Raw genomic sequence first — 21,107 nt, forward strand, 5'->3', positions numbered from 1 at the left:
AGTTATTTATTCATGGTTTTTATTCCATCGGATTTTTATTTTTCCATCAACGTCAACAGCCAGTAAATGCAACACAATTCCCTTATTGCGCTTTTCGGCTTTTTCGATTTTATCGGCAATCAACTCATCATTTTTGGGATTTCTCAGCGGAATAGTCATCGCTAAGTTCGTCCCTCTGTTAAAAGAATACACGCCATTTACATCCAAGTTCAAAACGCTAGAACTCACTTTCAAATCATTTACATCCACTAAATCTCCATTGATTTTAAAGTTTCCAGACAAATCACTAAAAACGATATTCTTGACATCTCTTAAAGGAAAAGCAATTTTCCCAATATTTGCAATGGGCTTAAAATCGACCAAAGCCCCTTGAATCACATCAAATGTAGCAGCACCAGAAAGTGAGTTTGTTTTTATTTGCCCTCCGGAAAGTAGCGTTCCTTTAAGCGAGGCGGAGGCCGATAAAAATCCCTTTATGTTTTTGGGTTGGAAGGACTGAATGCCAAAATTGTTCAACGAAGTCAGGAAACGGGCAATATCTACCCTATTAATTTTTGCATTAGACTGCAGAAGGAAGTTATCGCCATTTGGAGCCAACTGTCCGTCAAAAGAAATTATACCGCCGGAACTTTGAACCCGACCATTTTTCACAATCAATTTATTATTGAGCAATAAAACCGTGGCTTTGGCATTAGTAGCTAGCAATTTACCATACGCCATTTTATCTGCTTTTAGGTTCATCACCACTTGGCATTTGTCAATTACAGAATACAATTCCTCAGAAAAATCATCTTTTTTACCCTTCTTTTTTGGGGATTTTTTCCCTGAACTGGTAACAATGCCAACAAATTGTTTCACATCCAGAAAAGGAGCATATATTTCCCAATTCACCAGCATTTTTTCAGGATTTTCGTAATATAACGTAAGGAAGTTATCAATTTTACCCTTCATAAAAACCATATTCTTTCGGTCTTTAAAATTTATTTTTTTGATAAGTAACGCTTGCTCCGTAAAATCCAACTGAATATCTGTTTTTAAAAAAGTTAAATTGCGAGGTCCGTAATTTACAATGGCATTTGTAACGTAAACATTACCGGTAAATAATGGCTTTTGTATTTTTAGATTCAAAACGTCAAATTTAAAATCCAAATTCACTTTGGCTTGACCATCAGAAAAATGCATGAAATCCTTGTTGATTACCTCATTCAGTCGGGAAACATCAAAATCAGACCTAAAACTTCCTGCCACTGTTGTTTTTTCAAAATTAGAAATCTTTCCTACCGGAATTGTAAACGGAATCGTCTTGTATTTTCCGGTAAAGCCTGTTAAAGTGATGGTAGAATTGATGTCATTGCAACCCGCACCTTTTTTGTATTGATTGGTAAACGTGGCATCAAAATTACAGTCAGTAACAATTCCATCCGGTATGGTGAGTTCATTATCTTTTATTTTTGTAGTGACCCTAATTTCAGGATCGCCCGTGGCATTCATATCACCTATGATTGTACAACCCACATTTATTGGTCTTTTCAAATCAAACTGATTGACTCTAGCGCTAATATTAGCGCTCAATAAAGCAGAAGCGTTGCGCCACAATATTGAAGTTTTTATAGCAATATCAAATGGAGATTTGTTTTTATCCAAGCTAAAATGGCCATTGATATCAAAAAACTCTTTCCCTATTGCGAGATGATCAGTGGCAACACTAATTTGGTTTTTAGGTTTCGAGAAATCAACCTCCAAAACACCTTCTACAATCCTGTTTTTAATAAAACTCCCTCTTTGAGTATTGAAAGCCATACTTTTAGCTAGGGTTTTTAGATACAGATTGGTGCGCCAATTTTCGTCATCGTAATAAATTTTGCTCTTTAAAGTAAGGATATCAAAATCAAATAACTTATTCCCCATTTGATTTTCGGAAATGAAATGTACTTGGTGCAAAAGGATTTCCTTGATTTTAGAATCGGTCGAACTTTTTGATTTTTCGTTTTTTGGCTTAGCCCGAAAAATATTGGTGTTTACAATTCCGTTCTTTCCTTTAAAAAGATATAAAGTGGCGTTCTGAATTTCAATTTTATCGATATTAATCTCATTAGAGAGCAAACCCAAAATATTGACACGAACCTCTATTTGCGCAGCTTTAAGCAAGGTACGCTTATGAAAGGACCATAAACTGTCCTTTAACTCTACTTGGCTTAACGCCAAAGTCATATTAGGGAAACCCTTGAAAAACTTATAATTAATATCGCCAATAGCGGCTGTACCCGAAATATTTTCGTTGATTTTGGCATTGATTTGCGTTACAATTTCTGCCTTATTATTCTTAAAATACACGGATAAAACCCCTGAAGTTATTAACAAAAGTGCTACTATTCCCAGAAATAAAAAACCAATTCTTTTGATTATTTTTCTAAAATTTACACTTTTAAAATAGCTATTTATGCTCTGCCAAAATTGATTCATGCGTATTCCTTTACTAATTAAAATAAAGGTAGCTAAAAACATTAGTTTATGGACTTAATATTACAAAAACTGGTTTGAATACTGCATTTAAGCGCACAAATGGTCCTTTACATTCCCGGCAATCCACCTTGATTGAGCCGTATTTGTTTAAAAAAAAATCAAGTTCCTGTAAATTAATTCGAGTAAAGTAGTAAGAATTGTGTTTGATTTTTTAAACCGCTACTTAATGAAAAACAGATTTAACCCGCTTAAGCAATACCAGCTTTGATTCCTATTTTACTGTGATCAATACAATAGAAAATGATAATTTTTTCTTACAAAATTCTTGTGTTTTTATACTGTACCGACCAAAGTGGGCAGCAGGAACAATTTTACATAAAAAATGCTATTTATTTCATAATTTTTGGATTTACAAACATTTACTAGACAAATAATTTCGAATTAAAAAATAAATTCAAAATTCAAAATGTTGATATACAACTACTTAATATTTAAATTAAATTAATTTAAATACAAAAAGTAAAAACAGTACAAGAAGCTCAAAAAATTCCGCTTTTGAAAACTGACATTTCAATACTTGATTTGACTTATTTTTGTACAGTTCTAAATAATTTATTACGCATTAAAGTTTAACCTATGAAAAAGTTACTATTCCCAATTATAAGTTTCGTTTTGACATTTTTGTTCCTAATTGTTTCCTGTAAAAAACAGGACAAAAAAGAAGCAGAAGCCAATAAAGTTTCGCTTGAAACTCCTTTTGACAGTACGTTGGTAAAAACATTTTTTGTTAATCATCCAAAACTAAAAAAATACCAATCTGATGTGGAGAAATTGTACCGCAAACATCAATTTCATTATGTATGGTATGATGAGAACGGAATCAACGATTTCGGTAATCTATTATATGACAAGATTAATAATCTTGAAGAAGAGGGTGTTCAAGTCGATGTTCCTTATAAAAAACAATTAGCAGATATTTACGAAGATCCAGATAATGACCAAAAACCGGACATTGATACGGAACTGCTAAGTTCATCCCTTTACTTTTTTTACGCAGACAAAGTATATCATGGAATACCTGCCAATAAAACGACGGATTTAGGATGGTATCTTCCAAGAAAAAAACAATCGTATGTCAGTTATTTGGACTCACTTTTAATCGAGCCTACTTTAATTAACAAAGACGAAAAAGGGGTTTTAAGTCAATATTATCTTCTTAAAGATGTGCTGCAAAAATACCGTCAAATAGAAAAAAAAGGCGGATGGAAAACTATTACCATTGATCCTAGTGTAAAGTCATATAAATTAGGAGACAGCTCTAAAACAATTGCACAAATAAGACAACGATTATTCATTACGGGTGATATTTCAAGGGATTCAAAAAGCAACATTTATGACGCTGCATTGGTCGATGGAATTTTGAAATACAAAATGAGAAGCGGTAATACTGTTAATAAACTTATTTTACCAGAACACATAAAAGACATGAATATCTCTGTTGCGCAGCGTATAAAAACACTTACAGTCAACATGGAACGTTGCCGATGGATTTCAAATGACATCACCAAGTCCAAAGAGTTAATCGTCATCAATATCCCTGCTTATGAGTTAACTTATTTTAACAACGGAAAACCGGAGTTACGCTCTAAAGTAGTCGTTGGGAAAGCTTTGAATAAAACGGTGGTTTTTAGTGCTTCAATGCGATACATTGCATTTAGTCCTTATTGGAACGTGCCAACGAGTATTTTGAAAAAAGAGATACTTCCTGCTATTGAAGAAAACGAAAACTATTTAGCCGAACACAATATGGAATGGAACGGCAACGATGTAAGACAAAAACCAGGAGGTGATAATTCCCTAGGCAAAGTGAAATTTTTGTTTCCAAATTCCAATAATATTTATTTGCACGACACGCCTTCAAAAAGCTTATTCAACAGCGAAGACAGAGCCTTTAGTCATGGTTGCATCCGAGTTGCTAAACCAAAAGACCTAGCGAATATCATTTTGAAAAATGACCCAAATTGGACTCCGAAAAAAATTGACGAAGCCATGAATAGAGATACGGAAACGATGTATACATTAAAAAATAAAATTCCAGTTTATATTGGTTATTTTACTTCTTGGGTAGATGACAAAGGAATTGTTCATTTTTATGAAGACATTTACAATAGAGACCAAAGACTGGCTTCTTTGATATATGCTAAATAATCATTTCATTGGAACAGCATAAATTTGTATTCCACAAAAAAATGACACTATCTTTTTTAAGAGATACTGTCATTTTTTTTATGCCTTCCAAAAAGGGGATTCTTTAGTGTGCTTTCATTTTATCAAAAGTGGTTCCCAATACTTTTTTCATCTTCTCTAACGAACCTTGAAAAGCTTTCTCAGTAGTATCAGCATGATTAGTGACTACGATAGGCTGCATATTTGCGGCACGAACTTCAATAAGACATCGTTTGTCATTAATCCCTGACTTGTCACTGTTTTCATCTCCAAGATGTACTTCAAGACGTGTAATTTTATCTTCAAAACGTGATAGCCCTTTTTCCAGTTCATTAGAAAAATAAGATTCTAATCTCTCGTGTCCTTCTACATTTTTGTCCGTGTTGATTTGAATTTTCATATTATTTTATATTTATTATTGATTCTCAAATTTAACGATACTCAAGTAAAAACAAAGGCAATTAATAAAATCTTATGAAAACAAATCTTATTATGTCCTGATTAAAACTAATCAGGTAGAGCGGGTCTTTTATTTATCTTAAGATATTCATAAAACACCAAACAATTAGGGTTTTTTTTTATATTGAAAATATAATTTTTTTATCTTTATATATTCAATCATACTATGAAAAACTATGTTTTATCCATCGTAGTAGTATTATGTGGTGTATCAGTTGCTACGATCTACCATAACCGAAATGAAAATCTAACGGTTAAAGTTATTTCTGTTGCCAAAAAGCTTCAGGAATATACCTTTGGAAAATCTGAAGTTCCCCTTAGCAAAGCCATTGTCTCCGAATTTTTTAGTAAATATCCCGATTTAAAAAAATACCAGTCCGATGTTATTGCTGTTTACAAAAAAAGAAATTACAAATCGATTTGGTACGATGAAAAAGGACTTCTTGAATTTGCTGATTTGCTATATTCTAAAGTAAATCTAATCGAAGAAGAAGGTCTAAAATCGAATCTCGCCTATAAAGACAAAATTGACGGAATCTTCGATTCGGAATTCAAAGATGAACTCTCCAGAACTGACACCGAAATATTTTTGTCAACCATGTATGTGTTTTATGCTAAAAAAGTTTTTCGCGGCATTGACTCTAAAAAAATTAAAGAAATTGGATGGTTTCTTCCAAGGAAGGACTTGTCTTACGAGAATTTATTGGATTCATTACTGGTGGATACTAAATTACTAAGCAAGAATGAGAAAACCTTGTATGAACAATATTATAAGTTGCGTGATTATTTAAAAATATACAGACAGATAGAAAAAAGCGGTGAATGGACTCCCATTGAAGCAAATGCTTCCGTACAATTCTACAAACCTTCTGACAGCTCAAAAGTCATTGGCCAAATAAGACATCGCCTTACAGTTACCGGAGATTTAAAACAGGATTCCAAGAGCAATGTGTACGATAATGATTTAATGGCAGGAGTATTGAATTACAAAAAACGAAATGGTTATCAACCTAATTACCAAATCTCAATTTGGCAAATTCAGCGAATGAATGTACCGATTAAGAAATACATTCAAACAATTATGGTCAACATGGAACGTTGCCGATGGATTGATCCCGCTTTGACAAAATCGGATGAGATCATAATCATAAACATTCCGGCATTTAACTTAATTTATAGAAAAAACGGCATAAAAGAATTAGAGTCAAATTTGTTGGTGGGCAAAAACATAACTGAAACAGTTGTTTTTAGCAGTTATATAAGTTCTATTGTGTTCAGTCCTTATTGGAATATTCCCCAAAGCATCGTTGAAAACGAATTGTCATTGGCGTTGTTTGCTGATAAAGATTACTTAGCCAAACATAATATGGAATCCAACAAAGGGAAAGTCAGACAAAAACCTGGAGGAAAGAACCCAATGGGACTCGTTAAATTTATGTTTCCAAATACTAATGATATTTATTTACACGATACACCATCCAAAAGTTTATTTGAATTCAATTACCGTGCATTAAGTCACGGTTGCATCAATATGGACAAAGCCAAGGAATTGGCGGTTTTATTGTTAAAAAACGATCCTGAATGGCCTATCGAACGTATAAACGAAGCTATGAAAGGGGAAAAAGAAACCACCTATATTCTGAAAAAAAAGATACCGCTTTACATTGGATATTTTACCTCTTGGGTAGACGACAAAGGGGAAATTCATTTTTATGAAGATATCTACGATAGAGATGAAAGATTAGCGTCCTTGTTATATGAGGAAGATTAGTTTTATTTCGCAACTTCACAACTGTTGAAACACATTTTATTTGATTAATTTATTTAGTATTGACCGAGAATGCGCCCGTTATTTCACGCAATTCAAGAACATTAATTGCGATATTAAATTTGGTTGTTTGAATATACTTTGATTTTGTTCATGCATTTCTTATAGCAATAAAACAGCATTGGTAATCAACATCTTAACGTCTTGTTGTTTAGTCAATACCATTAATTTTTGTAAATTTATAAGTCCTTTAAAGAAGTAGCCATGAAAAAGTCAATCCTCCCCATTATGGTTATCGTCTTGCTGTTTTTGTTGACTTCCATATTTTGTAAAAACAATAACAACAAAAAAGAAATCGTAAAAACGGCCACTTTAAAATCAGCAGTGATTTCACAAGATGTTATTGTTCCAAAAATGTTGCCTTTTGACAGCACTTTGGTACAGGCTTTTTTTATCAAGAATCCAGAACTAAAAAAGTATCAATCTGATGTAATAACGCTGTATCGCAAACATCAATACAATTACATTTGGTATGATAAAAACAGAATCAGCGAAGTTGGGAATTTCTTATACAACAAGTTAAATAATTTAGAGGGAGAAGGGATTGACGCAGTGGTTCCGTATAAAGATAAACTAGACCTTATTTTTCAAACTTCGGGAGAGAGTCAAAACCCAAATGAAGATGCTGAACTGCTCCTATCCTCTTTGTATTTCTTTTATGCCGATAAAGTTTACCGTGGATTAGATTCTGATAAAATTGAAGAGATGGGATGGTATCTTCCTCGAAAAAAACAATCGTATGTTGATTATCTTGGTTCTATTTTGGCAAAGCCTTCCCTAATTTACAAAGACGAAAGCGAGGTTTACGGGCAGTATTACCGACTTCGGGAACAGTTAAAAAAATATCGTGAAATGGATCAAAAAGGGGAATGGAATCCCATAGAGGTGGATCGAAAGGTAAAGTCCTTCAAACTTGGAGACTCTTCAAAAACGATAGCACAAATAAGACAACACTTATATCTTACGGAAGATATTCAAAGCGATTCTAAAAGTGCCGTTTATGATGACGCACTGGCGACCGGGATTTTGAAATACAAAAAAAGAACTGCCTTCAACCTTGACAAAGTGATTTTGCCAAAACACATCGCGGCAATGAACGTGCCATTGAAGGAACGCATAAAAACCATCATGGTCAATATGGAACGTTGCCGATGGCTATGCAGTTGCGTTTCCTCCTTGAAAGGTTTGATATTCATCAACATTCCAGCCTACCAATTGACCTATTTTAGTAAAGGGAAAAAGGAATTAGTTTCTAATGTAGTCGTTGGAAAGGTCATGAATAAAACGGTAGTTTTTAGTGCCGACATAAAATACATCGTTTTCAGTCCCTACTGGAATGTGCCCAACAGTATTTTAAGAAAAGAAATCCTGCCCGCTCTTGCCAAAAACCCTAATTACATGGTCAAACATGACATGGAATGGTTCGACGGCCGTGTCAGACAAAGACCCGGACCCGAAAATTCCCTAGGATTGGTAAAATTTTTATTCCCTAACAACAATGCCATTTATTTGCATGACACACCTTCAAAGAATTTATTTGATGAAGAAAAAAGAGCCTTCAGTCATGGCTGCATTCGAGTGGCTAAACCCGTGGAACTTGCCAATCTTATTTTGAAAGACGACAAGGCATGGAATCCTGAAAAGATTGCTGAAGCCATGTCTAGCGGAGTTGAAACCTGGTATCCCCTTAAAAACAAGATTCCTGTTTATATTGGTTATTTTACCGCTTGGGTCGATGATGACGGCATCCTTCACTTCTATGAGGATGTTTACAATCGAGACAAACAACTTGCCTCGTTGATATTTACAAAATAATTTTAGTAAGAATCAAGAGGTTAATTCCGTCTACTTTTTGACCTGATTTTTCTTTTATTTTCCTATTTAATAAAGTTAGTTTTTGGTTTTCAATTTGATTTGTCAAAACAAAATGATCAGAAACAAAAAACGCCAATCTCTCGATGGGCGTTTTTGAAAATTATAGTTCTTGTTGAATCGGATACCCTAGCCCTGATTGCAATGAAAATCCTTTTTATCTCGTTCTCAAAACGAGATAAAAAGATTGCAATAAAAAGCAGGAAATAGCTCCAAATTAATTTATTCCTCGCAATGACTGCTACAGTTTTGGCAACGCGGTAAAGCCCATATTATACAAGGTAAATGCCTGTATGTCCACGTTTTCCTGAATGGTTGCCGCCACGGCTTTCCCCGCGCCATGTCCCGCATTAATATCAATTCGAATTAAAGTGGGATTTGGTCCAGTTTGTTTTTCCTGTAATTCGGCTGCAAATTTAAAACTATGTGCTGGCACTACTCTATCGTCATGATCGCCCGTTGTGACCATCGTGGCCGGATATTGGGTTCCTTGTTTTACATTATTCACCGGAGAATACCCCTTGATGTAGGCAAACATTTCCTTGCTATCCTGTGATGTTCCGTAATCGTACGCCCAACCCGCTCCCGAGGTAAAGGTGTGGTAGCGCAACATATCCATAACGCCCACCGCGGGTAACGCTACCTTCATTAAATCCGGGCGTTGCGTCATGGTAGCTCCCACTAACAATCCGCCGTTTGAACCACCACGAATGGCAAGAAAACTAGAGGATGTGTACTTTTGAGCAATCAGATATTCAGCCGCTGCGATGAAATCATCAAACACATTTTGCTTTTGCATTTTGGTGCCTGCATCATGCCATTTTTTTCCGTATTCGCCTCCGCCACGCAAATTAGGAACGGCATAAACGCCGCCGTTTTCCATCCAAACGGCATTGGCAATACTGAAACTTGGCGTTAAGCTTACGTTGAAACCGCCATATCCATACAATATCGTTGGGTTTTTGCCATCGAGTTTCAATCCTTTTTTATGGGTAATCATCATCGGGATTTTGGTTCCGTCTTTGGAAGTGTAAAACACTTGTTTCGACACATAATCTTCGGTTTTAAAATCTACTTTTGGTTTTTCATACACGGCCGATTTTCCTGATTTTGGTTCGAATGAATAAATAGTTCCTGGGCTAACATAATTGGTAAAAGAATAATAGAGCATTTTTTCTTTTTTCTTTCCGCCAAAACCGCCTGCAGTTCCAAGATCCGGCAACTGTATCTCCCGAATCATTTTTCCTGAATAATCATATTGTTTCACCACCGAAACCGCATCTTTCATATAATTAGCAAAAACATAACCGCCGCCGGTTGTTGGTGTCAAAACATTATCGGTTTCTGCAATAAAGTCTTTCCAGTTTTCGGGTTTTGGGTTACTGACATCTACCGTAACAATGCGTTTATTGGGCGCATTTAAGTCGGTATCTATGAATAATTTAGTGCCTTCGTTGTCAATTATACTGTTGTCACTTTTGAAATTATCGACAATGGTAATAATGGGGCTATTTGGTTTTGTCAGGTCTTTGATATACAATTCATTCCCATAGGTTGAAGTCGAAGCGTTGATGACCAAATAATGATCGTCTTCTGTCACACTTCCACCAACATATCTTCTTTTTTGGTCTGCGCCAAAGATGATTTGATCTTCTTTTTGCGCCGTTCCAAGTTTGTGAAAATACAGTTTGTGTTGGTCCGTTTTAGCCGACAATTCACTTCCTTTTGGTTTGTCATAACTGGAATAGTAAAATCCTTTATTCCCGTGCCAAGAAACCCCGCTGAATTTTACATCGACAATGGTATCTTCTATTATTTTTTGAGTGATGGCATCCATGATAATCACTTTTCTCCAGTCGCTTCCGCCCTCTGAAATGGCATACGCGACTTTGGAACCATCTCTTGAGAAATCCAATCCTCCCAGTGAAGTAGTTCCGTCCTTAGAAAAAGTATTTGGATCTAGAAAAACCGTCTCTTTTCCTTTAAAGTCTTTTCTATACAACACCGATTGGTTTTGTAAACCATTATTTTTGTAGTAGTACGTATAATTCCCTTCAATGAAAGGCGCTCCTATCTTCTCGTAATTCCATAGTTTTTCCAATCTTGCTTTCAATGCATCACGAAACGGGATTTTAGCTAAATAGTCATAAGTAACCTTGTTTTGCGTTTTTACCCAATCACCCGTCTCAGCAGATTTATCGTCTTCGAGCCAGCGATACGGATCCGCAACTTTGGTATCAAAATAGACGTCAACCGTTTCGCCTTTATTGGTATGTGGATACTTCATTGTATTTATTTTTTGGTTTTGACCAAAACTTGCGAATGTGGCAGATACAGCCATTATTAAAAAAGTTTTTTTCATTCTATGTGGTTTAGTTAGTTATAACAAAAATAGGAAAATAGTTTTCATTCCCATTGAAGACAAGTCGCTAAAAAACCAAAAACGTTACTCTTTCGAATAACGTTTTTTTTATGTAAAAGTAAAAGAGTTTGAAATTAGAAACTCATTCTACAAATTAAAATTTACGCCCAAAACGACGTTTCTTCCTATGTTAGGAATGCCGTCTCTTTTTAATCTTGAAAGATGCGCGATATAGCTTTTGTCTAATAAATTGTTTCCGTTGAGATTAACATCAAAAGAAGTTTTACCCAATTTTATTTTCCCTCCAAAACCTAAATTCACTAATGAATATCCATTTGATTTTGTTTCAAAACCACTGACATTATTTTGATTGAAAGTAGAAGAAACATTAAAGGTCGCAAAACCGTCTTCCAACCAATTTTTGATTTTAAATTCAGTTCGAATGGTATTGCTCCAATTGTTGGCAGGAATTAACGGCAAATAATCACCATTTTTTTTCTTACCGGTAACCGTTTCAAAACTTGTTTCAAAATGCAACCAGTCTAAAGGGTGCGGATGAAAATGCAATCCAATTTCACCACCATACAGTTTAGCATTATTCTGAATATAATCGAAAACATCGTTTCCAGCAATTACTATTCCTGCTGGCGAGGTATAGATATAATTGTTGATATGATTGTAAAATCCATTGGCAAAAAACTCAAAATGACTGTTTTTATATTCTAAATTGATATCCGTTTGTACGTTTTGCTCGGTTTTCAAATCGCTGTTACCAATTTCATAGCGATTGGTTCCTTCATGAACTCCATTGGATGTTAATTCGGCCAGATTCGGTGATCTAAAACCAGAAGCCATATTCAATCGCAAAGTCAAATCTTCGGCTAAATTGGTTTTGTAACCCAGGGAAGCATTAAAACTATCGTAGGTTTTATCAATGGCTTTAAAGTAGCCTTCTTCTCCGGCAGTTCCGTGTTCTTGCGTGGTGATTTGTCTGTTATCGAAACGCAATCCTCCTTGTAACACATTAGATTCCCACTCATAATTAGCAGTTCCAAAAACACCAAAATCATTGGTTTCAGCATCCGGAATCAAATATTCCTCACCTGAATTGGTGTTGGTTTGGTGCATCCCCTGAATTCCTACGATAGATTCTACTTTGCCTATTTTTGGCAAATGGTATTTTGCATCGTAATTGAAGGTTTTCAATTTCATATGCAAACTGGCTACATCACTATCTGTGAACTCAGATCGGTCATTGGCAACATAACCCAAATCGACATCCAGTTTTGAATTTTGGAAAAAGAAGATATTATTTAAACTCAATAAATGATTAAAAACACCTTGTTTAGGAAAACCCGTTTTTTTGCTTGTAGATTGTTCTCCTGTCGAAGCTTCGGGACCGTTCTCTGGAATTCCTAAATCTAATTTGTTGTAATTGTAACGCAATACTGTTGAAAATTTAGCATTGCTATAACCAATTCCCGTTTTGAAATCTGCTTCACTGTAACGAGTATTTGTCACTCGATCACCATCGGCAATGCTATAATCGGAATGGGTATTGTAACTCCCACGGGTCATGAATTTCCAATTTTCGGTTGATGTTTTCAATCCCAAAGAAGAATTACTTCCTAGCGTATTCGAAAAAAGTTTCTGACTGAAATTAGCTTTGAATGTATTGGCTTCGGCAAATTTCTCTGGATTAAAATACAAAACTCCACCCAAAGCATCGGAGCCATAAAGTAAAGAAGCAGGGCCTTTTATCACCTCAACACTTTCTATTCCTGCGTCGTTTAGTCCTAAGCCATGTTCGTCGCCAAACTGTTGGTTTTCCATTCTAACACCTTGCGAATAGACCAAAACACGATTCCCGCTCAAACCACGAATAACGGGTTTACCGATAGAAGTTCCCGTAGAAACTTGCGAAACTCCTGGAATAGTCGCCAATCCTTCGATTAAAGTAGCAGTTCCTTTTCGTTGTAACTCTTTCATACTTTGATGTTCAACTTTCATCACGTTTTGCGATTGTAATTTATTGAAAGCGGTGGAAACAATCACCTCATCCATCTGGAATATGGTTTCTTCCAGAATTACATCCAGCGTATTCTCTTTTTGTGCATTATTTATCGTTTTGTTTTGGATTCCAAAACCAACGAAATTGAAAGTAAGTTTTATGCTTCCATTTGGAAGATTGGACATGTTATATTTTCCGTTTTCATCTGTTATGGCTCCTTTGTGTAATTCTGTTGCATAAACCGAAACGCCTTTAATAGGCTGATTTTTTAAATCAGTCACGGTTCCTGATACCGAATTCTGTGCTTGAAGCATAACTGAAAACCCCAAGAATAGGGTTATAATAAATTTTTTCATTGAAAATTATTGTATTGTTCTTCTTCTCAGCGAACTCATAAAGGAGAAAGGGCTGAGACCGGAATTATTTAGTAAAAAAAATAGAAATGATACCTGCTGAAATAAATTCAAAAGAAGCTGAAATAAATTCAGCTTAAACTATTTACAGGAGGCCCGCGAAGGGAATATAAACTTCCCGAGAAAGAAACAAAAGCCGTCTTTGCAGTAAAGAAATAAGGTATTTCTTTATAGGAAGAATTTAATTGGTACGAGAATTCATTTGGAGAAATATAACTACCAAAAGTAAATTGACAAATAGAACAGTTATCAAAATTATGATGCTGATGCGTTATCTCAGAATTGGTAACATTGTAAGTATGGTGGCATCTTTTTTCGGAAAACTGCTTTACCAAATGGGTATAACTATGAACCGATTGAAACAGCATTGAAAACAATACTGCAACTACCAAAGTAAGATTAATTATGCCCTGCTTTTTTTTCATACTTCGCAAAGGTAAGAAAACAAAAAAATGTTACGCCTATTTAAAAACAAAAAAAACTACAACATGATACGTTGTAGTTTTTATATAATATTTAGAGATGCACTGCCGATGTAGAAACGCACTTCAGTGCATCTCTACTGCGTCAAAATTTAATTTAGGTTAAACCAATTTAGCGGCCCTAAGGTATTCTGCGATTTGAATCGTATTGGTCGCCGCTCCTTTTCTTAAATTATCGGCTACTATCCACATGTTCAAAGTATTTGGTTGGCTTTCGTCACGACGGATTCTGCCTACAAAAACATCATCTTTTCCTTGCGCATACATTGGCATTGGATACGTATAGGTATCATTGTTATCCTGAACCACAACTCCATCAGTATGATGTAAAATGTTCTGAACTTCAGACACTTCAAAATCTTTAGTAAACTCAACATTTACCGCTTCACTGTGTCCACCAACAATGGGCACACGAACAGCAGTTGCCGTAACAGCAATCGTTTTATCGCCAAGAATTTTTTGAGTTTCACGAACCAATTTCATCTCTTCTTTGGTGTACCCGTTATCTTCAAAAGAATCACATTGTGGAATTGCATTTCTATGAATTGGGTATTTGTAAGCCATTTCACCTTGAATTCCTGCATATTCATTTTCCAATTGTTGTACTGCTTTCACGCCTGTTCCAGTGATGGATTGATACGTAGAAACAATCACACGTTTGATATTGTATTTTTTATGCAAAGGTGCCAAAACCAAAACCATTTGAATAGTCGAACAGTTAGGATTAGCAATAATTTTATCTTCTTTTGTTAATTCGCCTGCATTGATTTCAGGAACAATTAATTTTTTGGTTGGATCCATTCTCCAAGCCGATGAATTATCGATAACTGTAGTTCCTGCTGCTGCAAATTTTGGAGCCCATTCCAATGAAGTGTCACCACCAGCTGAGAATAAAGCAATATCGGCTTTCATATCTACTGCGGTTTGCATTCCTACAACGGTATAACTCTTCCCTTTAAATTCGATTTGTTTTCCCACTGATTTCTCAGAAGCAACAGGAATTAATTCTGTTACAGGAAAATTTCTTTCTGCCAATACTTTTAACATTACTTCGCCAACCATTCCAGTAGCGCCTACAACTGCTATTCTCATAGTATATATTTATTATTGAATCTTATTTTGAACTACAAAAGTAAGTAATATTCAAATCAATACAAGAGTCTTCACAAAAAATAACAAAATGTTATAATTATAACAAAGCAAAAAACCATCAGCTGTGGCGGATGGTTTAACGGAACATAAGTGTTGTGCTCTTATTTTTGTAACAAGTCTCTAATTTGTATAAGTAATTCTACTTCAGTTGGTCCGGCAGGTACCACAACCACTTCTTCTTTCTTTTTGGCTTTTTCGGCAGCTCTTAAAATAATGAAAATGAAAAAAGCAATAATAACAAAATTGATGATAGCTTGGACTAAATTACCGTAAGTAATAACCGCTGCACCTGCTTTTTTTGCTTCAGCCAAAGTCTCATACCTGTTACCGTTGAGCGCAATAAATTTTTGGGTAAAATCGATACCTCCAGTTATCAATCCAATTATTGGCATAATAACATCATCCACAGCAGAAGCGATAATTTTACCAAAAGCAGCACCAATAACTACGGCAGTCGCTAAACTCAACACATCACCTTTCATTAAAGATGTTTTAAAATCACTGAAAAATCCCATAATTGCTTAGTTTTAGGTTAAAATCTCTTTTTTTTAAGTAACGAACATAGTTAAAATTTTAACATAACAAACTTCTTTTTATTACAAAAAAAATTATTCCCGATAAAACACACGTTTTACCCGCTGAGATATACTTGTAAGAATTTCATAAGGAATAGTATTTAGTTTTTGCGCAATCTCATTTACGGTTGGGCTTTCGCCAAAAATAATCACAGCATCTCCTTCTTTGCAATCAATTCCGTTGACATCCACCATTAGCATATCCATGCAAACGCTACCTAAAATAGTTGCTTTACTATTTTTAATTGTTACAAAACCCACTCCATTCCCCCAACCTCTGGAAATCCCGTCAGCATAACCTATAGGAATTGTAGCAATTTTTGTTGGTTTCTCTGCCATAAATCTTCTGCCATAACCAACACTATCTCCGGCAGGAATGGTTCTGATTTGAGAAATAATAGATTTTAATGTCCCTACATTCTCCAGTTGTTTTTGCTCTTCGTTATCATTTGAAACTCCGTAAAGACCTATTCCAAGGCGCACCATATCATATTGCGAATCCGGATAATTACTAATTCCCGAAGTGTTTAATATATGGCGAATGGGTTTTATTTGTAATTCGCTCATCAGTTTTGAAGACAATTTCTCGAATAAATCAATTTGTGATTGTGCGAAATCCTTATGTTCTAAATCGTCACTTGTGGCCATGTGCGACAAAATACTTTTAACCTGAATGGTTTGATTTCCCTTTAATGTAGCTATCAAGTCGTCAATAGTATTGGCTTCAAAACCCAAACGATGCATTCCCGTATCGAGTTTGATATGGATAGGAAAATGTTTTAATTCCTTTTGTTCCGCGATCTTAAGAAAAGCGCGAAGTCCCTTCAAGCTATAAATTTCTGGTTCTAATTGATGTTGAATAATGGCAGGAAAACTGGTGTTTTCAGGATTCAGCACCATAATTGGCAAATGAATTCCCAGATTTTTCAATGAAATCCCTTCATCGGCGAAAGCCACACCCAAATAATCCACTTTGTGATGTTCCAATAATTTGGCAATTTCAAATCCTCCATTACCATATCCAAAAGCCTTAACCATTACCATCATTTTGGTTGTTGGTTTCAACTTCGATTTAAAGAAATTTAAATTATGACTGATTGAATTCAGATTAATTTCAAGAACCGTTTCATGCGTTTTCTCTTCTAATAGAGCCACAATCTCTTCAAATTGAAAAGTTCTTGCCCCTTTTATTAAAATGGTTTCATTATTGAAAATTAAATCGTCAAAATTAGCAATAAAATCTGCTGTATTTTTGAAAGTTAAACAGTTGGTGAATTTATTTTTGAATTCAGAAATAGTTTCACCAATCCCGATTACTCGACTAATTTTATTGGAAATAATTAATTCTGCAACTTTTGAATATAGTTCGGCATTAGAAAAACCACTTTGGAAAATATCAGATAAAATCACTGTTTTCTTTTGGTATTGCTTCTGGCTTTCGAGAAAATCCAAGGCTATTTTCAGTGATTGGAAATCGGAACTGTAACTGTCGTCAATAATACTGCAATTGTTGATTCCGTTCTTGACTTTCAAACGCATTTCAACTGGATATAATAATTCCATTCGATTTTGAATCGTTATTTGATCATATTCAAAATACAACAAAACCATCAAGCACGAAATCGCATTTTCAATAGAAGCTTCGTCTTGAAAAGGGATTTTTATTTCGAAATTTTCTTTCTCTTGACGGATATCTAAAATTGTTTTATCCAAAATAGATCTTTTTGTGATAAAAACATCGGCACTCTCCTCTTTTAAACTCCAAGTGAAAGTTACTTTATTTCCGTTTTTAAAATCCGCGAAATGTGGATCTACCATTTCGTTTTTCTGATAAATAACCACTTCAGAATCCTTGAAAAGAATGAGTTTCTCTGTTATTTTTTGTTCCAAATTTTCAAAACCTTCATCATGTGCAGAACCGATATTTGTTAAGATTCCGATCGTTGGCTTGATGATTTTTTCCAGTTTTCCCATCTCATAAAAAGTAGAAATACCTGCTTCAAAAATACCGAGATTATGCTGCTCATTAATCCCAAGTACGGATAAGGGAACACCCACTTGTGAGTTGTAACTTTTAGGACTTCGAATGATATTATAATCCGGACTTAGCAGAAAATTGAGCCATTCCTTTACAATAGTTTTACCATTGCTTCCCGTCAATCCAATAACAGGAAAATCGAAAAGACCGCGATAATACTTCGCAAATTGTTGCAAGGCTAACAATGTGTTTTCAACAACCAGAAAATTAGCGTTGCCGGCACAATCATCCGGAATATGGGCAACCACGAAGTTTTGTACGCCTTTTAAAATTAAGTTTTTAATATACAAATGCGCATCGTTATTGGGTCCAACCAAGGCGAAAAACAACGTCTGCGACCCATTTTGCAAGGAGCGACTGTCTATAGAAACGGCATCTATCGTTGCATCAGCATTATTATCTACAAATACGGCCTGAATTTGCGGAATTATATTTTGGATTTTTAGAATCATTAATTTTGAGAGCGAATGACGCCAATTTTAAGAATTTATGTAAACTGCTGTAATAAGACTTCATCAAAAATAACACTTCTTTTTATAATGAAGCCCTTGTAACATCACAATTAATTTCCCCTTCCATTTAAAAAAAAGCAAAATAAAACCCCGTTAAAAGTCACCGTTAAAAAAAATACAACTAATTGAATTTACAACAACACTTTTGCAAAAATCTCTATATTTGTTAGTGACAATCAACAATAGAACTTTTGAAAAAAATACTTCCATTATTTTCTTATATTTTTCATCCGATATTTATTCCGGCGATGGCCACCGTGTTTTATCTTTTTTTAAATACATCCAATTTTGCAACTGAAGAAAAGCTATTCATTTTTTTTCAAGTCTCGATTATTACCACATGCATCCCCGTACTGTTTTTTTTGGTCTTAAGAGCTCTCGGTAAAATTGATTCCATCATGATTGCTGAAGTATCACAACGCAAACTACCACTGATTCTTCAATGTTTTCTTATCATTTTATTGGTTCGAAAAAGCATTACTATCGATAGGTATCCTGAGCTGCATTTCTTCTTTTTGGGAGCATTGCTTACTACTATTCTGGCACTTTTATTTTTATTTACAAATATAAAAGCCAGTCTTCACATGATGGCAATAAGCGGTTTGACCGTATTTGTTATTGCACTGAGTTTGCATTTTCAAATTCAAAATACTTTTGTCATTGCCTTTTTAATCCTTATAAATGGAATTGTAGCTTCTTCACGTATAGAAATGAAAGCGCACACGACTAAAGAATTAATTATAGGTTTTTTTCTAGGAAGCATTCCGCAGTTGCTTATCCTTTTTTTGTGGTTATAGAATATAGAAAATAAGTCCAATATTCAATGACTTCAAAACAATCGGTTCCCCGTCTATTTTCGCCGATTTAAATAAGGAATTTAAACCATAATAAGCATACACATTAATAGTATTATAACCCGTCGCAATATACGCCCCATAAAGAAGTTTATTGAAATCCTTATTGCTTGTAACTATGATTTTACCTTGCGCATCTTGAAAAATAGATCGGTCATGAATCACATAACTGAATTTCAACCCTCCATAAATTCTCCAAAACTTATGGCTTTCATAAGTCGAAGTCCGCCATCTAAACTCTAGAGGTACCTCCACTAAAATCTGGGAAAATTTATTTTTATTGTAACTTGTTTCGGAATCAATAATCGAATAGGTTGGCGCCTGATCTGATTTATAAATGGCTAGATTTTGATTGTAATTGTTATACGCAAAACCAATTCCAGAAGCTATTGCAACCGTTCTATTTTTGTTTATAGGCATGTCTCTTACGAAGCCCCCTGAAAATCCAGTTGACAATTTGCTTTGAGACAAATCAGCAGGTTTATTTGTTAACGTATTATATGTAAATCCAAAATAAAATTGATCTTCTCTATATAATGAATCGATTTTTACTTTTGAATCACTCTCAACAGCGGTCTTTTCTTGTGAAAAAACATTGGAAATGGAAAGAAAAAGAAAACAACTTAGAAATAATCGCATACAGTTTTAGTTTTTAAAATGATTTATTCTTATTATTTTCCTTTTTGATGATACAAATATAAGATATTGGTGGTTTTCTAAGGCCTTTCACTATCAAATTTTGTAGGAGCCAACATAAATTATGGATTAGAAACAAATCTTTTTAAAAAATATAGAGAAAACCTGAGGATTTAAAAATCGTCAGGTTTTACATTTTTTCGGTATCGTGAAGATGCACGATTGTAGGGATGCACGATTGTAGAGATGCACTGCAGTCATCTCTACATCTGAATTATATTTATTTATTTATTTTTCAACCAATCAAACAATCGTTGTGCATCTTCTCGTTTAAACAATTGGGTTCCTTCATTCATCGTAGCCGCTGATCCACATGCCACTCCCCAACGGATTACTTCTTTCAGACTTTTATTCTGCGATAGCGCCCAAACCATTCCTCCCACCATACTGTCACCCGCACCAACGGTACTTTTTTTGGCTACATGAGGAGCAGGGACAAATTCGTAAGAGTCTTTTGTGACTAAAACCGCTCCCTGTGGACCGAGCGAAACCACCACAATTTCGGCTCCGCCATTTGAGATAATTTGCTTGGCTGCGGCATTTACTTCTTCCAGTTCCAATCTTTCTACACCAATGAGTTTTGCCAGTTCGCCCACATTGGGTTTGATTAAGTAAACACCCACTTCCAAAACCTTTTTTAAGGCTTCTCCAGAAGTATCCACAATCACTTTTACATCAGATTCTTTTGCTGTCTCTGCAATTTTTTGATAAAAATCAACCGATAAATCTTTGTTCAAACCCCCGCTTACAACCAAAAATTTAGGTTTTAGTTCTTGAATAGTTTGAATTATTTTGCCTTTTTCAGCAGCGGTAATTGTTGGTCCCGGAAAACTAAAACGATACTGAGAATTGGTATTGTCATCAACAGCAACGAAACTTTCTCTTGTCCAATCCTGAATTTCTATAGCTTTATATTCTATTGATTCTTTATTTACCAGCTCTTTCAGCATTGTGCCCATTGGTCCACCAGAAGTAAATACAGCCAAGGAAGTCCCTCCTAATCGAGAAATTGCTTTTGACACATTGATTCCTCCGCCACCGGCATCGTATAGTGGTTCTTCGCATCGAATTTTCTGCTCGGCTACCAGACCTTTAAAATGAGTGCTTTTGTCCAAAGCCGGATTAACCGTTATGGTAACTATATCAAATGGTTTCATTTTTATA

At 35.0% G+C, this 21,107-nt stretch carries 14 protein-coding genes; 4 read left to right on the forward strand and 10 right to left on the reverse strand.

Translation table 11 applies throughout. The annotated features are described in order from the left end of the window. Positions 1-6: 6 nt before the first annotated feature. Complete coding sequence (locus H4V97_RS08815) at positions 7-2,463, reverse strand: AsmA-like C-terminal region-containing protein (protein WP_209549495.1); 2,457 nt, start codon at positions 2,461-2,463, stop codon at positions 7-9. Positions 2,464-3,099: 636 nt separating this feature from the next. Between H4V97_RS08815 and H4V97_RS08820 the strand changes: the two genes are divergently transcribed. Continuing rightward, positions 3,100-4,671: a murein L,D-transpeptidase gene (locus tag H4V97_RS08820; RefSeq protein WP_209549496.1), complete on the forward strand. Its 1,572-nt coding sequence runs from the start codon at positions 3,100-3,102 to the stop codon at positions 4,669-4,671. 103 nt (positions 4,672-4,774) lie between these two features. On the opposite strand, the gene H4V97_RS08825 is transcribed toward H4V97_RS08820, so the two are convergent. Further along, positions 4,775-5,089: an HPF/RaiA family ribosome-associated protein gene (locus tag H4V97_RS08825; protein WP_209549497.1), complete on the reverse strand. Its 315-nt coding sequence runs from the start codon at positions 5,087-5,089 to the stop codon at positions 4,775-4,777. 225 nt (positions 5,090-5,314) lie between these two features. On the opposite strand from H4V97_RS08825, the gene H4V97_RS08830 reads away from it, so the two are divergent. Next, positions 5,315-6,919: a murein L,D-transpeptidase gene (locus H4V97_RS08830; RefSeq protein WP_209549498.1), complete on the forward strand. Its 1,605-nt coding sequence runs from the start codon at positions 5,315-5,317 to the stop codon at positions 6,917-6,919. 261 nt (positions 6,920-7,180) lie between these two features. Beyond that, on the forward strand, positions 7,181-8,791 hold the full coding sequence (locus tag H4V97_RS08835) for a murein L,D-transpeptidase (protein WP_209549499.1): 1,611 nt from the start codon (positions 7,181-7,183) through the stop codon (positions 8,789-8,791). Between the two features lie 298 nt (positions 8,792-9,089). Here the strand turns inward: H4V97_RS08835 and H4V97_RS08840 are convergent, their stop codons facing one another. From H4V97_RS08840 to H4V97_RS08865, 6 genes are all read right to left on the reverse strand, one after another. After that, positions 9,090-11,189 (reverse strand): prolyl oligopeptidase family serine peptidase, encoded by a 2,100-nt coding sequence (locus tag H4V97_RS08840; RefSeq protein WP_410505221.1) that lies wholly within the window; start codon positions 11,187-11,189, stop codon positions 9,090-9,092. A 168-nt stretch (positions 11,190-11,357) separates the two neighbouring features. Beyond that, positions 11,358-13,577 carry a TonB-dependent receptor gene (locus tag H4V97_RS08845; RefSeq protein ID WP_209549501.1) on the reverse strand — a complete coding sequence of 740 codons (2,220 nt, stop codon included), beginning with the start codon at positions 13,575-13,577 and terminating at the stop codon, positions 11,358-11,360. A gap of 128 nt (positions 13,578-13,705) precedes the next feature. After that, positions 13,706-14,059 carry a hypothetical protein gene (locus H4V97_RS08850; protein WP_209549502.1) on the reverse strand — a complete coding sequence of 118 codons (354 nt, stop codon included), beginning with the start codon at positions 14,057-14,059 and terminating at the stop codon, positions 13,706-13,708. 159 nt (positions 14,060-14,218) lie between these two features. Then, the gene (locus H4V97_RS08855) at positions 14,219-15,208 is read right to left on the reverse strand and encodes an aspartate-semialdehyde dehydrogenase (RefSeq protein ID WP_209549503.1); all 990 of its coding nucleotides are present in this window, start codon (positions 15,206-15,208) and stop codon (positions 14,219-14,221) included. Between the two features lie 161 nt (positions 15,209-15,369). Beyond that, positions 15,370-15,783: a large conductance mechanosensitive channel protein MscL gene (gene mscL / locus H4V97_RS08860; RefSeq protein WP_196848801.1), complete on the reverse strand. Its 414-nt coding sequence runs from the start codon at positions 15,781-15,783 to the stop codon at positions 15,370-15,372. A 93-nt stretch (positions 15,784-15,876) separates the two neighbouring features. Further along, positions 15,877-18,333: a bifunctional UDP-N-acetylmuramoyl-tripeptide:D-alanyl-D-alanine ligase/alanine racemase gene (locus tag H4V97_RS08865; RefSeq protein WP_209549504.1), complete on the reverse strand. Its 2,457-nt coding sequence runs from the start codon at positions 18,331-18,333 to the stop codon at positions 15,877-15,879. Positions 18,334-18,791: 458 nt separating this feature from the next. On the opposite strand from H4V97_RS08865, the gene H4V97_RS08870 reads away from it, so the two are divergent. Beyond that, positions 18,792-19,190: a hypothetical protein gene (locus H4V97_RS08870; RefSeq protein WP_231385375.1), complete on the forward strand. Its 399-nt coding sequence runs from the start codon at positions 18,792-18,794 to the stop codon at positions 19,188-19,190. On the opposite strand, the gene H4V97_RS08875 is transcribed toward H4V97_RS08870, so the two are convergent. Together H4V97_RS08875 and H4V97_RS08880 are read right to left on the reverse strand one after the other, a co-directional pair. Continuing rightward, the gene (locus H4V97_RS08875) at positions 19,185-19,886 is read right to left on the reverse strand and encodes a porin family protein (protein WP_209549505.1); all 702 of its coding nucleotides are present in this window, start codon (positions 19,884-19,886) and stop codon (positions 19,185-19,187) included. The genes H4V97_RS08870 and H4V97_RS08875 overlap by 6 nt on opposite strands. 281 nt (positions 19,887-20,167) lie before the next feature. Next, complete coding sequence (locus H4V97_RS08880; RefSeq protein WP_209549506.1) at positions 20,168-21,100, reverse strand: 1-phosphofructokinase family hexose kinase; 933 nt, start codon at positions 21,098-21,100, stop codon at positions 20,168-20,170. Positions 21,101-21,107: the final 7 nt, after the last annotated feature.

Origin of the sequence: Flavobacterium sp. CG_23.5, assembly GCF_017875765.1 — a bacterium.
In the GTDB taxonomy this organism is placed as follows: Bacteria; Bacteroidota; Bacteroidia; order Flavobacteriales; family Flavobacteriaceae; genus Flavobacterium.

What these genes read in the sequence shown, in the direction of transcription:
- H4V97_RS08815 (WP_209549495.1), bottom strand. Translation starts at nt 2,463, where the DNA reads ATGAATCAATTTTGGCAGAGCATAAATAGCTATTTTAAAAGTGTAAAT.
- H4V97_RS08820 (WP_209549496.1), top strand. Translation starts at nt 3,100, where the DNA reads ATGAAAAAGTTACTATTCCCAATTATAAGTTTCGTTTTGACATTTTTG.
- H4V97_RS08825 (WP_209549497.1), bottom strand. Translation starts at nt 5,089, where the DNA reads ATGAAAATTCAAATCAACACGGACAAAAATGTAGAAGGACACGAGAGA.
- H4V97_RS08830 (WP_209549498.1), top strand. Translation starts at nt 5,315, where the DNA reads ATGAAAAACTATGTTTTATCCATCGTAGTAGTATTATGTGGTGTATCA.
- H4V97_RS08835 (WP_209549499.1), top strand. Translation starts at nt 7,181, where the DNA reads ATGAAAAAGTCAATCCTCCCCATTATGGTTATCGTCTTGCTGTTTTTG.
- H4V97_RS08840 (WP_410505221.1), bottom strand. Translation starts at nt 11,189, where the DNA reads ATGGCTGTATCTGCCACATTCGCAAGTTTTGGTCAAAACCAAAAAATA.
- H4V97_RS08845 (WP_209549501.1), bottom strand. Translation starts at nt 13,577, where the DNA reads ATGAAAAAATTTATTATAACCCTATTCTTGGGGTTTTCAGTTATGCTT.
- H4V97_RS08850 (WP_209549502.1), bottom strand. Translation starts at nt 14,059, where the DNA reads ATGAAAAAAAAGCAGGGCATAATTAATCTTACTTTGGTAGTTGCAGTA.
- H4V97_RS08855 (WP_209549503.1), bottom strand. Translation starts at nt 15,208, where the DNA reads ATGAGAATAGCAGTTGTAGGCGCTACTGGAATGGTTGGCGAAGTAATG.
- mscL (WP_196848801.1), bottom strand. Translation starts at nt 15,783, where the DNA reads ATGGGATTTTTCAGTGATTTTAAAACATCTTTAATGAAAGGTGATGTG.
- H4V97_RS08865 (WP_209549504.1), bottom strand. Translation starts at nt 18,333, where the DNA reads ATGATTCTAAAAATCCAAAATATAATTCCGCAAATTCAGGCCGTATTT.
- H4V97_RS08870 (WP_231385375.1), top strand. Translation starts at nt 18,792, where the DNA reads ATGATTGCTGAAGTATCACAACGCAAACTACCACTGATTCTTCAATGT.
- H4V97_RS08875 (WP_209549505.1), bottom strand. Translation starts at nt 19,886, where the DNA reads ATGCGATTATTTCTAAGTTGTTTTCTTTTTCTTTCCATTTCCAATGTT.
- H4V97_RS08880 (WP_209549506.1), bottom strand. Translation starts at nt 21,100, where the DNA reads ATGAAACCATTTGATATAGTTACCATAACGGTTAATCCGGCTTTGGAC.